This window comes from Streptomyces sp. NPDC056224 (assembly GCF_042267665.1).
Lineage (GTDB): Bacteria > Actinomycetota > Actinomycetes > Streptomycetales > Streptomycetaceae > Streptomyces.
Window position 1 is genome coordinate 1 of record NZ_JBHJTK010000078.1, and the last position, 17421, is coordinate 17421.

The window sequence follows — 17421 nt, forward strand, 5'->3', positions numbered from 1 at the left end:
AAGAACCGGCCCGAGCCCGAGACCCTGATCACGGCCCTCGCCCAGCTCCACGTCCACGGCGTCCCCGTCGACTGGGAGGCCTTCTACACCGGCACCGGCACCGGCACCGGCACCGGCACCGGCGCCCGCCGCGTCGACCTGCCCACCTACGCCTTCCAGCGCACCCGCTACTGGATGACGGCCCCTTCGGCGGCAGGCGGAACGGCCGATACCGGGCAGGTAGGGATCGACCACCCCGTGCTTCGGGCCGCCGTCGAGCTGCCCGACGACGGGGGAGCGGTACTCACCGGCCGGCTGTCCGCGAGCAGCCACGCCTGGATCACCGATCACGACGTTCTGGGAAGCGTCCTGCTGCCCGGTACCGGCTTCGTGGAGCTGGCGGTACGCGCCGGCGACCAGGTGGGCTGCGGACTGCTCGAAGAACTCACCCTGCAGGCTCCGCTGATCCTGCCCGACCGGGGCGGCCTCGCCGTCCAGGTCGTCGTCGGCCCGGCCGACGGGACGGGGCGCCGGACCGTTGCGGTCCACTCGCGCGCCGACGACCAGCCGGACCTCCCGTGGACCCGCCACGCCGAAGGCGTGCTGTCCCCGCTGCCCGCGGACGCCGGGGAGGCGCTCACCACCTGGCCTCCGGCGGGAGCCGAGGAACTTCCCGTCTCCGCCGCCTACCCGGACCTCGCCGCCGTCGGCTATCACTACGGGCCCGTCTTCCAGGGCCTCAAGGCGGCCTGGCGGGTCGGAGACGCCCTCTACGCCGAGGTTTCCCTGCCGGAGCGGGCCCACGAGGACGCCGCCCGGTTCGGGCTCCACCCCGCCCTGCTCGACGCGGCCATGCACGTCGGCCTGCTCGGCATTCCGGGCCGCGAAGACGGTGGACAGACCCTGCTGCCCTTCGCCTGGAACGGCGTCGCGCTGCATTCCCCGGGGGCCAAGGCCCTGCGGGTGCGGATCACCCCCGTCGCCCAGCAGGACGGCCTCTCGCTCACCGTCGCCGACGAGCACGGCAATCCCGTGCTGTCGGTGCAATCCCTGCTCTCCCGGCCCGTGTCGGCCGAACAGCTGACCGCGGACACCGGAAGCGCGCTGCTCCACGTGGAGTGGCAGCCCGCGTCGCCGCCCGCTCGGGGCGCCGCGCCCGCGGCCGTGGTCCTGGACTGCGCCGACCTGCCGGCCACCGCCGACGTGCTCGCGGACGTACGGACACACGCGCAGCGGGTCCTGACAGCGGTGCAGGAGTGGCTGGCGGCCGACCGTACGGACGGTGCGGTGCTTGCGGTGGTCACGCGGGGTGCGGTGGCCGTCGTGGACGGAGAAGCCGTCGACGTGCGGCAGGCCCCGGTGTGGGGTCTGGTGCGGGCTGCGCAGGCGGAGAACCCGGGCCGGTTCGTGCTGATCGACACCGACGGGTCGGTCGATCCCGAGGCTGCTCTGACCCACGGGGAGCCGGAGTCGGCCGTACGTGCGGGTGAGGTGCTGGTTCCGCGGCTGTCGCGAGCGGGCGCCGACGCGGATGACGCCGGGCCCGCGTGGGACGGCACGGGGACGGTCCTGATCACCGGTGGGACCGGCGGTCTGGGCGCCCTGGTTGCCCGCCACCTGGTGGCCGAGCACGGGGTGCGTCATCTGCTGCTGGCCGGCCGGCGGGGTGCGCAGGCGCCAGGTGTCGGCGAACTCGTCGCCGATCTGACGGCGTCGGGGGCGCGGGTCTCGGTCGCGGCCTGTGACGTCTCGGACCGGGAGGCGCTCGCCGCCCTGCTGGACGGTGTGGATCCGGCGCATCCCCTGACGGGCGTGGTCCACGTGGCCGGTGTCGCGGACAACGGCGTCATCGGGGCTCTGAATCCCGAGCGCATGGACTTCGTGCTGCGTCCGAAGGCGGACGCGGCCTGGCACCTGCACGAGCTGACCCGGGACCTGGACCTGGCGGCGTTCGTCATGTTCTCCTCGGCCGGCGGTCTGGTGCTGGCGGCCGGTCAGGGCAACTACGCGGCCGCCAACGTCTTCCTCGACGCGCTCGCCGCCCACCGCCGCGCGCAGGGCCTGGCGGCCACCGCGATGGCCTTCGGCCTCTGGGACGTCAGCACCGGCATGGCCGCCCACCTCACCGAAGCGGACCTGGAGCGCATGCGCCGTGCCGGCACGCCCGCCCTGTCGGAGAAGGAAGCGCTCGCCCTGTTCGACGCCTCGCTGGCGTCGGGCCGGCCGGTGACCGTGCCGCTCCAGGTGGACCCGGCCGCGCTGCGTACGCGAAGCGACGAACTCCCCGCCCTGCTGCGGGGATTGGTTCCGGTCACGCGCAAGCGGACCGCGGCAGGGCCGGTGTCCTCGGCCGGCGCCCCGCTGGCCGAGCGCATCGCGGGGCATGACGAGGAGGAGCGGAACCGGATCGTCCTGGACACCGTACGGGGCCACGCGGCAGCCGTACTCGGTCACGCCTCCGGCGACGCCATCGAACCCGACCGGGCCTTCGGCGAGCTGGGCTTCGACTCACTCGGCTCGGTGGAGCTGCGCAATCAGCTCAACGCGGCCAGTGGGCTCCGGCTGCCCGCCACGCTGATCTTCGACTACCCGAGTGCTGCGGAGGTCGCCGCCTACATCGCCGAGCGCCTCGTGCCCGCCGCTCCCGCGTCGGGGGTGGAGTCCGACCTGGCCAGGCTGGAGTCCCTCCTGATGACCGCCGCCCCGCCCGTCGGCCCCGACAGGGCGCGGCTGGCCGAGCGACTGCGGGAACTGGCCGGACGGCTCGACGGACCACTGATGGACGCCGCCCAGGGACATGCCGCGCCGGAGACCCCGGACCGTGGCCGGGAGGACCTGAAGGAGGTCACCGCGGACGAGCTGTTCGACATCCTCGACAACGAGCTCGGCACCCCCGCGACCCCCTGACCGCCTGACGCGAGGCGGATCGGCGTCACCCCGGGCCGGGGTGCGTGACAGCTGCACCACAGCCGTCGCGCACCCCGGCCTTTCACGTGCTCTCCCCCTCGTCAGGGGCCCCCGCGGCAGGGGTGGGTTAAGGGTAGGCCGCCCTTCCGGCCGCTCAGTAGCGTTCCAACCGATCAACTGAACGGCCAGGTACGACAAGTGAGTCGCCACGGTATGTCCGACCAGAGGGAGTAGGTCTCGGTGAGCAACGAGGAGCGGCTTCTCGAGTATCTGAAGCGGGCCACGTCCGATCTGCGAGACGCCCGTCGCCGCCTCGCCGAGGCCGAGCGCCGCCGCCCGTCCCACCACGGCGACCCGATCGTGATCGTGGGGATGGGCTGCCGCTACCCGGGCGGGGTGACCACCCCGGAGGAGCTGTGGCAGCTCGTCTCCGGTGGCGTCGACGCGATCGGAGGGTTCCCCGAGGACCGGGGCTGGGACCCGGAGGTCTACGACCCGGAACCGGGCACGCCCGGCCGGACGTACGCGCGTGAAGGCGGATTCCTTTACGACGCCGCCGAGTTCGACCCGGTGTTCTTCGGGATCAGTCCGAACGAGGCGCTGATGACGGACCCGCAGCAGCGGCTGCTGCTGGAGGTGTCCTGGGAGGCGATCGAGCGGGCCGGCATCGACCCCACCACCCTCAAGGGCAGCTCGACCGGTGTGTTCGCCGGTGTGATGTACCACGACTACGCCCTGGGCCGGGAGCCCGGCAGCACCACGGCGGGCAGCGTGGTGTCGGGGCGGGTCGCCTACACGCTGGGGCTCGAAGGCCCCGCGGTCAGCGTGGACACGGCGTGCTCCTCGTCCCTCGTCGCCCTGCACATGGCGGCCCAGGCGCTGAGGTCGGGCGAGTGCGATCTCGCCCTGGCCGGCGGGGTCACCGTCATGTCCACCCCGGACATGTTCGTGTACTTCAGCACCCAGCTGGGCCTCGCCCCCGACGGCCGGTCGAAGTCCTTCGCCACTTCGGCGGACGGCGTCGCCTGCTCGGAGGGCGCCGGAGTGCTGCTGCTGGAGCGGCTCTCGGACGCGCGGCGCAACGGACACCGGGTGCTGGCCGTGGTCCGCGGCTCCGCGTTGAACCAGGACGGCGCCTCCAACGGTCTGACCGCGCCGAACGGGCCCGCGCAGCAGCGGGTGATCCGCCGCGCGCTGGCGGACGCCGGGCTGTCGGCGGCCGACGTCGACGTGGTCGAGGCGCACGGCACGGGCACCACCCTCGGTGACCCGATCGAGGCGCAGGCCCTGCTGGAGACGTACGGGCGGGAACGGCCCGAGGGCCGGCCGCTGTGGCTGGGGTCCATCAAGTCGAACATGGGGCACAGCCAGGCGGCGGCGGGTGTCGCGGGCGTCATCAAGATGGTGATGGCCCTGCGGAACGGCGTACTGCCGCCGACCCTGCACGTGGACGAGCCCTCGGACCAGGTCGACTGGTCGGCGGGAAGCGTGGAACTGCTCACCGAGGCCCGGAAGTGGGAGGCCGGAGCCGGTGTGCGGCGAGCGGGGATCTCCTCGTTCGGCATCAGCGGGACGAACGCCCACGTGATCGTCGAGGAGGCGCCCGCAGGCGCCGGGGAGCCGGCTGTGCGGGCCGCAGTCCCCGTCGCGCCGTGGGTGTTGTCCGCGAAGACTCCGCAGGCGCTGGCCGCGCAGGCCGGGCAGCTGCGGGGAACTGACGCCGACGAGGCCGGGGCGGTCGACATCGGGCTCTCCCTGGCCACCTCGCGCACCGCCTTCGCCCACCGGGCGGTGGTGGTGGGTGACCGTGAGAGCGGGCTCGCCGCCCTCGCGGCGGGCGAGGAACACCCCGGGGTGGTGACCGGACAGATCCATCGAGGTGGCAGGACGGCGTTCCTGTTCACGGGGCAGGGTGCGCAGCGGTTGGGGATGGGGCGGGAGCTGTACGCCGCTTTCCCGGTGTTCGCGGAGGCTTTCGACGCGGTGTGCGCGGAGGTGGACGGGCATCTGGGCCGGTCGTTGTGTGAGGTGGTGTGGGGTGAGGACGCGGAGGCGCTGAACGCGACCGCGGTCACCCAGCCGGCGTTGTTCGCGCTTGAGGTGGCGTTGTTCCGGCTGGTCGAGGCGTGGGGCGTGAAGCCCGATGTCGTGGCCGGTCACTCGATCGGTGAGCTGGCCGCCGCGCATGTCGCCGGCGTGCTCTCCCTGGCCGACGCGGCCCGGCTGGTGGTGGCGCGTGGCCGTCTGATGCAGGAGCTTCCGGCGGGTGGCGCGATGCTGGCCGTGCAGGCCACGGAGGCGGAGGTGCTGCCGCTGCTGACCGACGGTGTCGGTATCGCGGCGGTCAACGGGCCTGAGTCCGTGGTGGTTTCGGGTGTCGAGGCCGCGGTCCTCGCTTTCGGTGAGCAATTCGCCGTGGCCGGTCGCAAGACGAGCTGGCTGTCGGTGTCGCACGCGTTCCATTCGTCGCTGATGGATCCGATGCTGGAGGAGTTCCGGGCCGTCGCGCGGGAGCTGACGTACGGCGAGCCTCGGATCGCCGCGGTCTCGACGGTGACGGGTGACCGTACCGGCGCCGCCTGGCAGTCGCCCGAGTACTGGGTGGGTCAGGTGCGGGAGGCGGTCCGGTTCGCCGACGCCGTCCGCACGCTGCAACAGGAAGGCGTCACCCGCTTCCTGGAGATCGGACCCGACGGGATCCTGACCGGTCTCGCCAGCCAGAGCCTCGACGACGACGAGAGCGCCCACGCCGTCCTCGTACCGGCCCTGCGCAGGAACCGTCCCGAGCCCGAGGCCTTGCTCACGGCCCTCGCGCAGCTGCACGTGGACGGCGTACGCGTCGACTGGGAGGCGTACTACGCCGGCACCGGCGCCCAGCGCGTCGACCTGCCGACCTACCCCTTCCAGCGCACCCGCTACTGGGTCGATGCCGCGGGCTCCACAGCGGCCCCCGTCGCCCAGCCCGCCCACGACGTCCCCTCGGCCGAGGAGTCCCGGGAGGCCGCCTCGGCCCTGCGGGCCGAGCTCGACGGGGTCGGCGCCGCCGAGAGCGGCCGGATCCTGCTGGCGCTCGTGCGTACGCACGTCGCGGCCGTCCTCGGATACACCTCCGCCACAGCCGTGGAAGCCGATCTGGCCTTCCGCGACATGGGCTTCGATTCACTGGCGGCCGTGGAGCTGCGCAAGCGGCTCACCGCGGCCAGCGGATGCGACCTGCCCGCCACCCTGATCTTCGACTACCCGACCCCCCGGGCCGCCGCCGCCCACCTCGGCGAGCGGATGGAGGCCGAACCCCTGGGCGGTGATCCGGCCGCCGCCGCGCTGGCCGAACTCGACCGGATCGAGGCCGTGCTCACCGGATTCCCCTCCACCGGCGGGGACAGCGAGGTCATCGGAGCCCGCGCCGACGCGATCACCGCCCGGCTGGAGGCCGTCGTACGCCGCTGGCGCGACGCCCGGGGCGCCGGACCGGCCGACGACGGCCCCGACCTCGAAACGGTCACCGACGAGGAGCTGTTCGACGTACTCGACAGCGAATTCGGCGTCTCCTAGCCAGCGATCAGCTCTAGATTGGTTGAGGTTCGATGAGCAACGACGAGAAGCTCCGGGACTATCTCAAGCGCGCCACCACGGAACTCCAGCGGACCCGGCGCCAGTTGCGGGATGCCGAGGAGCAGCACCACGAGCCCGTCGCCATCGTCGCGATGGGATGCCGCTTCCCGGGAGGCATCACCTCGCCCGAGGACCTGTGGCACCTGGTGGACGCCGGGCGAGACGCGGTCTCGCTCTTCCCGGACGGCCGCGGCTGGGACATGGACGCGCTGTACGACCCGGAGCCGGCGACGCCCGGCAAGACGTACTGCCGGGAAGGCGGGTTCCTCCACGACGCGGGCGAGTTCGACGCCGACTTCTTCAAGATCAGCCCGCGCGAGGCCCGCGACACCGACCCGCAGCAGAGGCTGCTGCTGGAGGTGTCCTGGGAGGCCATCGAGCGGGCCGGGATCGACCCCACCTCCCTCAAGGGCAGCCGCACCGGCGTGTTCGCCGGCGTGGTGTACCACGACTACCCGGGCGGCGGCGGTACCGGCGGACTCGCCAGCGTGGCCTCCGGGCGGGTGGCGTACTCGCTGGGTCTGGAGGGCCCCGCGGTCACCGTGGACACCGCCTGCTCCTCCTCGCTCGTCGCCCTCCACCTCGCCGTCCAGTCGGTACGGACCGGGGAGTGCACGATGGCGCTCGCCGGCGGAGTGACCGTGATGGCGAGCCCGGACTCGTTCGTCGGCTTCAGCCAGGACCGGGGCCTGGCCCCCGACGGGCGGTGCAAGTCCTTCGCGGCGGCCGCCGACGGCACCACCTGGTCCGAGGGCGCGGGCATGGTCCTCGTCGAGCGGCTGTCCGACGCGCGGCGCAACGGTCACCCCGTGCTCGCCGTCGTCCGCGGTTCGGCGATGAACTCCGACGGCGCCTCCAACGGCCTCACCGCCCCCAACGGGCCGTCCCAGCAGCGGGTCATCCAGCAGGCACTCGCCTCCGGGCGGCTGACCCCCGCCGACGTCGACGCCGTCGAGGCGCACGGCACCGGGACCACCCTCGGCGACCCCATCGAAGCGCAGGCCCTGATCGCCGCGTACGGCCGGGAGCGGCCCGCCGACCAGCCGCTGTGGCTGGGATCGTTCAAGTCGAACATCGGCCACTCGCAGGCCGCCGCCGGCGTCGGCGGCGTCATCAAGATGGTGCAGGCCATGCGCCACGGCGTGCTGCCGCGCACGCTGCACGTGGACGAGCCGAGCCCCAACGTCGACTGGAGCGCCGGCAGCGTACGACTGCTGACCGAGCCGATGCCTTGGCCGGACCGCGGCCACGCCAAGCGCGCCGGAGTGTCGTCCTTCGGCCTGAGCGGCACGAACGTCCACGTCATCGTGGAGGAGGCCCCGGCCCCCGAGCCCGCATCCGGGACGGAGCCCGCATCCGGGTCCGGCACGGAGGCCCTCGGCGGCGGTACCGGCGGCAGCGCCGCCAACGACACCCCCCGCCCCCTGCCGTTCCTCCTCTCCGCGCGGCGACGCGAAGCCCTCGCCGCGCAGGCAGCCCGCCTCGCCGACCACGTGGACGCCCACCCGCTCCACCCCCTCGTCGACACCGCCTGGTCCCTGGCCGCCACCAGGGCCGCGCTCGAACACCGCGCCGTGGTCGTCGCCAGTACCCGCGAGGAGCTGGCCCGCTCCCTGCGCGGTCTGGCCGCCGACCCCGCCGCCCCCGCACCCGGCACGGTCACCGGCGTCGCCCGGCCCGACGCGCTGTCGGCCGTACTGTTCACCGGGCAGGGCGCCCAGCGGCTCGGCATGGGACGTGAACTGCACGCGGCCCACCCGGTGTTCGCGCGCGCCTTCGACGAGGCGGTGGCCGCCCTCGACGAGCACCTCGACACCCCCCTGCGCGACACCATGTGGGGCGAGGACAGCGAGCTGCTCGCCGACACCGGCCGCGCCCAGCCCGCCCTGTTCGCCTGCGAGGTGGCCCTCTACCGGCTCATCGAGTCCTGGGGAGTGCGGCCCGACTTCCTCGCGGGCCACTCGATCGGCGAACTGGCCGCCGCCCACGTCAGCGGTGTGCTGACGCTGCCCGACGCCGCCCGCCTCGTCGCGGCCCGCGGCCGGCTGATGGGCGCGCTCCCGCGCGGCGGCGCGATGGTCGCGATCGAGGCGACCGAGGACGAGGTGGATCCGCTCCTCACCGCCGCCACCGGCATCGCCGCACTCAACGGTCCCCGCTCCGTGGTCGTCTCGGGCGAGGAGGCGGCCGTCCTCGCCGTCGCCGAGCACTTCGCCGCCCTCGGGCGCAAGACGAAGCGCCTGGCGGTGTCGCACGCCTTCCATTCGCCGCTGATGGAGCCGATGCTCGCCGAGTTCCGCGCCGTCGCCGAGGGCGTCGCGTACGGGACCGCCCGCGTGCCGATCGTCTCCACCGTCACCGGCGAGCTCGCCGGGGCGGACGACCTGTCCTGCGCCGACTACTGGGTACGCCACGTCCGCGCGACGGTCCGCTTCTGCGACGCCGTACGGCTCCTCGCGGACAAGGGCGTCCACACGTTCCTGGAACTCGGCCCCGACGCCGCGCTCACTTCGCTCGGCCCCGACTGCCTGGCCACCGCCCGGACCGAAGGCCAGGACGGGGACCGGGAGGACCCGCCGGTGTTCACCGCCCTCCTGCGCCGCGGCCGCGGCGAGGAGCGCGAACTGGCCGGAGCCCTCGCCCTGGCCCACACCCGCGGCGTCCACGTCGACTGGGCCGCCTGCGCCACCGCGGCCGCCGGATCCCGCCCGCGCCGCGTGGACCTGCCCACCTACGCCTTCCAGCGACGGACCTTCTGGGCGCAGGCGCAGCCCGGAGCGGCCGCCGTCAGCGGGCCCGGCGCCGGCGCCGCCGACCCGGGGGAGTCCCAGTTCTGGGAGGCCGTGGAGCGCGAGGACACCGCGGGACTCGCGGAGCGGCTCGGTCTCGACCCCGCCGCCCTCGCCCCCGTCCTGCCCGCGCTCACCGCCTGGCGGGCCGGCCGCCGCGAGGCCTCCGCCGTCGACGCGCTGCGCTACCGCGTGGCCTGGGCGCCGGTCGCCGACCCCATGCCGGCGGCCCCGCTCGACGGCGCATGGCTCGTGCTCCACACGGCCGCGCAGAAGCCCCTCGCCGCGTTGCTCGCGGACGCGCTCACCTCGCGCGGCGCCGCGCCCGAACTGCGGGAGACCGGCTGCACCGGGCGCCCCGTACTTCCGGAGCCGCTCCCGGCGGCCCCGGCCGGGGTACTGAGCCTGCTCGCGCTGGACGACACCGCGCACCCCGGCCACCCCGAGCTCTCCCAGGGCCTCGCGGACACCGTCGCCCTGCTCCAGGAGCTGGCAGCCCGCGACGTCACCGCCCCCGTGTGGTGTGTGACCCGGGGAGCCGTGGCCACGGACGACGCCGACGCGGCGGCCCGGCCCGTGCACCCCGCGCAGGCGGCCGTCTGGGGCCTGGGCGCGGCCCTCGCCCTGGAAAGCCCGGGGACCTGGGGCGGTCTCGTCGACCTCCCCGCCGACACCGACCCCGCCGGGGCCGCCCCCGCCGGGGCCGCCCAGGCCGACGCGGAAGCCGAACGGATGGCGCTGCGGGTCTGCGACACCCTCTCCGGAGCCACCGGCGAGGACCAGGTCGCCGTCCGGCCCGAAGGCACGTACGCCCGCCGCCTGGTACGCCCCGCACACCCCGACCCGGCCGGGCCGTGGCGGCCCCGCGGCACGGTCCTGGTCACCGGCGGCACCGGCGGGCTCGGCGCGCACGTCGCCCGGATGCTCGCCGCCGACGGCGCCGAGCACGTCGTCCTCGCCGGCCGGCGCGGCCCGGACACCCCGGGAGCGGCCGAACTGGCCGACGAAATAAGGGCGTCCGGAGTACGGGTGTCCGTCGAGGCGTGCGACATCGCCGACCGCGAAGCCGTACGCACCCTGCTCGCAGGCATACCGGACCTCACCGCCGTCATCCACGCGGCCGGACTCGCACAGCGCATCGCCCCCTTGGGCGAACTCACCCTCGCCGACCTCGCCGACGTGGCCTCGGCCAAGGTGCTCGGCGCCCGCCACCTCGACGAACTCCTCGCGGACACCCCGCTGGACGCCTTCGTTCTCTTCTCCTCCGGCGCGGCCGTGTGGGGCAGCGCCGGACAGTCCGCCTACGGCAGCGCCAACGCCTACCTCGACGGCCTCGCCCACCGGCGCCGCGCCCGCGGCCTCGCCGCCACCTCCGTGGCCTGGGGCTCCTGGGACGGCGGCATGGTCGACGCCGAACTGGCCGCCGTCATGCGGCGCATCGGAGCCCCCGCGATGCGGCCCGAACTTGCCGTCGGCGCCCTGCGCCGCATCCTGGCCGGCAGCGCCTCGCACGCCGTGGTCGCCGAGTTCGACTGGGAGCGCTTCGCCCCCACCTACGTACTCGCCCGTCCGCGCCCCCTCCTCGACGCGCTGCCCGAGGCGCGCGCCGCCCTCGCCCCCGACCCCACACAGGCCGCCGGCGGGGACGGCACGGACCTCGGCGGCCGGCTGGCCGGCCTGTCCGAGGCCGAACAGCGGGCCGCCCTGCTCGACCTGGTCCGTACGCACGTGGCCGCGCTGCTCGGCTACGAGGACCCGGCCGAGGTGGCCGCCGACCGCGGCTTCACCGACCTCGGCTTCGACTCGGTCGCCGCAGTCGACCTGCGGACGAGGCTGGTCGCGGCCACCGGCCGCCCCCTGCCCACCAGCATGATCTACGACCACCCCGGCCCCGCGGCGCTCGCGGCCCACCTGTGGTCCGAGCTCTGCCAGGACGCCGCCGCCGGTGAACTGCCCGTACTGGTCCAGCTGGACCGCCTCGAGGAGGCCGCCGCGGCGCTCGCCGCCGAGGAGATCGAGGCCACCCGCATCACCGCCCGCCTGCAGAGCCTGCTGGCCCGGCTGACCGGAACCCTCGACGCGACGGCCGGTGGCGCGCACGGCATCGGCGAGCAGCTGGAATCCGCCTCCGCCGACGACGTCTTCGCCTTCATCGACAACGAACTCGGCCTCACCTGACCGACCGCGCGGCCCGATCCGCGGCCCGACCAGCGGCCCGATCCGCGACACCCGCGACTGCGACCCGACTCGACCTCACGGCATGAACAGGACTCGGTGGGACCAAGATGTCCAATGACGACGCAAGGCTTCTCGACTACCTCAAGCGGGTCACGGCGGATCTGCACCAGACCCGCCGCAGGCTTCAGGAGGTCGAGAACCAGGACCACGAGCCCATCGCCATCGTGGCGATGAGCTGCCGCTACCCGGGAGGCATCAGCACCCCGGACGACCTGTGGCGGCTCGTGGCCGAGGGCCGGGACGCCATCACCACCTTCCCCACCGACCGGGGCTGGGACCTCGACGGGCTCCGCGGCGACGAGCAGGAGAGCCCCGAGTCCGGCAGCAGCTACGTCCACGAGGGCGGCTTCGTCCAGGACGTCGCCGGGTTCGACGCGGGCTTCTTCGGGATCAGCCCCAACGAGGCGCTGACCATGGACCCGCAGCAGCGGCTGCTGCTGGAGGTGTCCTGGGAGGCGATCGAGCGGGCCGGCATCGACCCGGTGTCGCTGCGCGGCAAGCCGGTCGGCGTGTTCGCGGGCTCCGGGATCCAGGACTACGAGTACCTGATCGGCGCGGCGGGCGAGGTCGCCGAGGCCTACATGACCACGGCCAACGCGGCCGCCGTCATATCCGGCCGGATCTCCTACACCCTGGGGCTGGAAGGCCCCGCGGTGACCGTCGACACGGCGTGCTCCTCCTCCCTCGTCTCCCTCCACCTGGCCGCCCAGGCCCTGCGGCAGCGGGAATGCTCGCTGGCCCTGGCCGGCGGCGTCATGGTGATGTCCACCCCGTCGCCGTTCATCGCGTTCAGCCGGCAGCGCGGTCTCGCGCCCGACGGCCGCTGCAAGGCCTTCGCCGAGGCGGCCGACGGCACCGGATGGTCCGAGGGCGCGGGCATGCTCGTACTCGAACGGCTCGCGGACGCACGGCGCCACGGCCACCCCGTGCTGGCCGTCGTACGCGGCAGCGCCGTCAACCAGGACGGCGCCAGCAACGGCCTGACCGCCCCCAACGGCCGGGCACAGCAGCGGGTCATCCGCCAGGCGCTCGCCAACGCCCGGATCCCGGCCACGCACGTGGACGTCGTCGAGGGGCACGGCACCGGTACGACCCTGGGCGACCCCATCGAGGCGCAGGCACTGCTCGCCACGTACGGGCAGGACCGCCCCGAGGGACAGCCGCTGTGGCTGGGCTCCATCAAGTCCAACATGGGGCACGCGCAGGCCGCCGCCGGTGTCGGCAGCATCATCAAGATGGTCATGGCCCTGCGCAACGGAGTGCTGCCGCAGACCCTGCACGTCGACGAACCGTCGAGCCACGTCGACTGGACCGCGGGGCAGGTCCGGCTGCTGGCCGAATCCCGTGAGTGGGAGCGCCCCGAGGACCGGCCGCGCAGGGCCGGCGTCTCCGCGTTCGGAGTCAGCGGCACCAACGCCCACGTCATCCTGGAGGAAGCCCCCGCCGAGGAGGCGGCCGAGTCGGTTGAGTCGGTTGAGCCGGCCGAGCCGGCCGCGTCCGCCGGGACGCCGCAGGAGCCGTCCGCCGCCGTCGTCGCACCGCTGCCCGCCCTCCTGCCCTGGCCGGTCTCCGGCCGCGACGCGCAGGCGCTGGCCGCCCAGGCGGGCCGGGTGCGCGCCCACGCCACGGCCGCGCCGGAGCTCGGATCCGCGGACCTGGCCTACTCGCTGGCCACGAGCCGCGCGGCGCTCGACCACCGCGCCGTCGTCCTGGCGGACGGCCGGGACGGCGCGCTCGCCGGCCTCGCCGCGCTGGCCGAGGGGCAGCCGCACCCGGGTGTGGTGAGCGGGGTGGTGGCCAAGGGCCGGACGGCGTTCCTGTTCACCGGCCAGGGCGCACAGCGCCTCGGCATGGGCCGGGAGCTGTACGCGTCCTTCCCGGTGTTCGCCGAGGCGTTCGACGGCGTGTGCGCGGAGATCGACCCGCACCTGGGGCGGTCCCTGCGCGAGGTGGTGTGGGGCGAGGACGCGGACGCGCTGAACGCGACCGCCGTCGCCCAGCCCGCCCTGTTCGCCCTCGAAGTCGCCCTGTTCCGGCTCGTGGAAGCCTGGGGCCTCACCCCCGACGTGGTCGCCGGGCACTCGATCGGCGAGCTGGCGGCCGCGCATGTCGCGGGGGTGCTGTCGCTGGCCGACGCAGCCCGGCTCGTCGTCGCACGCGGCCGCCTGATGCAGGCCCTGCCCGCCGGGGGCGCGATGCTCGCCGTCCAGGCCACCGAGCAGGAAGTCCTCCCGGTCCTCACCGACGGCGTGGACATCGCCGCCGTCAACGGCCCCGAATCCGTCGTCGTCTCGGGAACCGAAGCCTCCGTCCTCGCTGTCGGCGCGCACTTCACCGCGGCCGGACGCAAGACCAGCCGCCTCGCCGTCTCGCACGCCTTCCACTCGCCCCTCATGGAACCCATGCTCGACGCCTTCCGGGCCGTCGCGCAGGACCTGACGTACGACGAGCCGCGCATCGCGGCCGTGTCCACGGTGACCGGCGACCGCAACGGTGCCCGCTGGCAGTCCCCGGACTACTGGGTCTCCCAGGTCCGCGAGGCCGTCCGGTTCGCCGACGCCGTCCGCGCCCTGGAACAGGAGGGCGTCACCCGCTTCCTGGAGGTCGGACCCGACGGCATCCTCACCGGACTCGCCCAGCAGGTCGCCGAATCCGAGCGGGCGGTCCTCGTACCGGCCCTGCGCCGCAACCGGCCCGAGCCCGAAGCGCTGGTCACCGCCGTGGCCCAGCTCTACGCCTCCGGCACGGCCGTCGACTGGGAGGCCTTCTACGCCGGTACCGGCGCCCGCCGCGTCGACCTGCCCACCTACGCCTTCCAGCGCACCCGCTACTGGGTCGAGGGCACCGGTGCTCTCGGCGACCTCTCGGCGGCCGGTCTGGCCGCCGCCGGACACCCGCTGCTCGGCGCCGTGGTCTCCCTCGCCGACTCCGGCGGCGTGGTCCTGACCGGCAGGGTCTCCGTATCGGCCCAGCCCTGGCTCGCCGACCACGTCGTCGGCGACTCGGTGGTCTTCCCCGGCACCGGCTTCGTGGAGCTCGCCGTGCGCGCAGGCGACCAGGTCGGCTGCGAACTGCTCGAAGAGCTCATGCTCCAGGCGCCCCTGGTCCTGCCCGAGCGCGGCGCGGTCGCCCTCCAGGTCGAGGTCGGCGCCGCGGACGCCTCCGGGCGGCGGCCGGTCAGCGTCCACTCGCGCCGGGACGACCAGCCCGACCAGCCGTGGACGCTGCACGCGGCCGGCGTCCTGGCCACCGCCGCGGAATCCGCCCTCGACTCCCTCGGCCTGGGCACCTGGCCGCCCGCCGCCGCCACCCCGATCGAGACGGACGGCGTGTACGAGGCGCTGGCCGAGGCCGGCCTCCCGTACGGCCCGGCCTTCCGCGGCCTGACCGCCGCCTGGGCCGCCGGGACCGAGGTGTACGCCGAGGTCGCCCTGCCCGAACGGGCCCACGCCGACGCCGCCGCGTTCGGCCTGCACCCGGCGCTGCTGGACGCCTCGCTGCACGGCTCCGTCTTCACCGGGCTGTTCGCCGGGGCCCAGGGCCCGGTCCTGCCGTTCGTCTGGACGGGAGTGCGGCTGCACGCCTCCGGCGCCACCCGGCTGCGGGTCCGGATCGCCCCCGACGGCGCGGGCGCCATCGCCCTGTCCGTCGGCGACGAGACGGGCCGGCCGGTGCTGTCCGTGGACTCCCTGGTCCTGCGCGAGGTCTCCGCCGAGCAGCTCGCCGCAGCCCGCGCGGTCGCCCACGAATCCCTCTTCGCCCTCGACTGGACCGCGCTGCCCCCCGCCGCGGCCCCGGCGGCCGCACCCGCCGACTGGGACACCCTGCCCGCCGACGGGCCCGTACCCGAGACCGTCGTCCTGCGCTCCCGGCCCGGAGCGGACCCGGCGTCGGTGCGCGCCGCCACCGCCCGGGTGCTCGCCGTCCTGCAGGTCTGGCTCGCCGACGAGCGGTACGCCGCCTCGCGACTGCTCGTCGCGACCTCCGGAGCCGTGGCCCGGCCCGGCGAGGACGTCACCGACCTGGCCGGTGCGGCCGTGTGGGGCCTGGTGCGTTCCGCGCAGGCCGAGAACCCGGGCCGGTTCCTCCTCACCGACCTCTCCGACCTCGCCGACGCGCACGAGGCCGCCGCCGCGGTGGCCGCAGACGAGCCCCAGACCCTCGTACGCGACACGACCGTCCACGGCGCGCGCCTCGCCCGCCTCACCGACGACCCCGAGCGGCGCGCGAGGCCCGACTTCGGCAACGGCACCGTCCTGGTCACCGGCGCGACCGGCGCGCTCGGCCGCCTCGTGGCCCGGCGGCTGGTCGAGGCACACGGCGTGCGCAGCCTCCTGCTGGTCTCCCGGCGCGGAACGGACGCCCCCGGAGCCGTCGAACTCCGCGCCGAACTGCGCGGACTGGGCGCCGAGGCCACCGTCGCCGCCTGCGACGCGGGGGACCGCGACGCCCTCGCCGCGCTCATCGCCGGCGTACCGCTCACCGGCGTGGTCCACCTCGCCGGCGTGCTCGACGACGCGCTCATCGCCTCGCTGACCCCGCAGAGCCTGGACACCGTACTCGGCGCGAAGGCCGACGCGGCGCTCCACCTGCACGAACTGACCCGCGGCCTGGAGCTGTCGGCCTTCGTGCTGTTCTCCTCCGCGACCGGCGTCCTGGGCGTGCCCGGACAGGGCAACTACGGTGCGGCGAACGCCCTGCTCGACGGGCTCGCCACCCACCGGCGCGCCCACGGCCTGCCCGCCCAGTCCCTCGCCTGGGGCCTGTGGGCGAACGGCATGTCCGGCTCCCTGACCGACGCCGACCTCCAGCGGATGAGCCGCACCGGGATCGGCGCGCTCAGCTCCGAGTACGGGGTGGACCTCTTCGACCGGGCACTGACGGTCGACAACCCGGTCGTCGTGCCGATCCGCCTCGACGTGCGCACGCTGGCCGAGGCGGGCGAGGCCCTGCCGCCGCTCTTCCGCGGCCTGGTCCGCGTACGGGCGCGCAGGAGCGCGGTGTCGGCCCCCGAGGCGGCCGGTGCCCTGCGGGGCCGACTGGCCGGACTGGACCGGGAGGAGCGCACGGCCGTGCTGCTCGACCTGGTCCGTACGCAGGTCGCCGTCACCCTCGGATACCCGGGGGCGCACGCGGTCGACGAGACGCGGGCGTTCAGCGAACTCGGCTTCGACTCGCTCACCGCGGTCGAGTTCCGCAACGCCGTCAGCGCCGCCGCCGACGTCCGGCTGCCCGCCACCCTCGCCTTCGACTACCCCAACCCGCGCGCCCTCGCCCGCCACCTCCTCGACGAACTCGACGGGGCCACCGGGCAGCCGGGCCCCGCGGCCACCGCGGTCCGGTCCGGAGCCGCCGACGACGACCCGATCGTGATCGTCGCCATGGCCTGCCGCTACCCGGGCGGCGTACGCACCCCCGAGGACCTGTGGCAGCTGGTCGCCGACGGCGTCGACGCCGTCTCCGGCTTCCCCGCCAACCGCGGCTGGGACCTCGACCGGATCTACGACCCGACGGCCGAGCGGCCCCACACCAGCTACGCCCGCGAGGGCGGCTTCCTGCACGAGGCGGGCGAGTTCGACCCGGCCTTCTTCGGGATCAGCCCCAACGAGGCGGCCGTCATGGACCCGCAGCAGTTCCTGCTGCTGGAGACGGCCTGGGAGGTGTTCGAGCGGGCCGGTATCGACCCGGAGACCCTGCGCGGCAGCATGACCGGCTGCTACGCCGGGATGATGTACCACGACTACGCCGCCAACAACAGCACCGGAGCCATCGCCTCCGGGCGCGTCTCGTACGTGTTCGGCCTGGAGGGCCCGGCGGTCACGGTGGACACGGCGTGCTCGTCCTCGCTGGTCGCGCTGCACATGGCGGCGCAGGCGCTGAGGTCGGGGGAGTGCTC

Annotated in this window: 4 protein-coding genes; all 4 read left to right on the forward strand. The window is 74.8% G+C overall.

The window, feature by feature from the left end; translation table 11 throughout:
* On the forward strand, positions 1-2886 hold a 2886-nt coding region (locus tag ACFCZ1_RS37560; protein WP_376682775.1), incomplete at its 5' end, for an SDR family NAD(P)-dependent oxidoreductase.
* 240 nt (positions 2887-3126) lie between these two features.
* On the forward strand, positions 3127-6438 hold the full coding sequence (locus ACFCZ1_RS37565; protein ID WP_376682776.1) for a type I polyketide synthase: 3312 nt from the start codon (positions 3127-3129) through the stop codon (positions 6436-6438).
* A 32-nt stretch (positions 6439-6470) separates the two neighbouring features.
* Complete coding sequence (locus tag ACFCZ1_RS37570) at positions 6471-11465, forward strand: type I polyketide synthase (protein ID WP_376682777.1); 4995 nt, start codon at positions 6471-6473, stop codon at positions 11463-11465.
* A gap of 107 nt (positions 11466-11572) precedes the next feature.
* A partial coding sequence (locus tag ACFCZ1_RS37575) for an SDR family NAD(P)-dependent oxidoreductase (RefSeq protein ID WP_376682778.1) occupies positions 11573-17421 on the forward strand: 5849 nt, incomplete at its 3' end.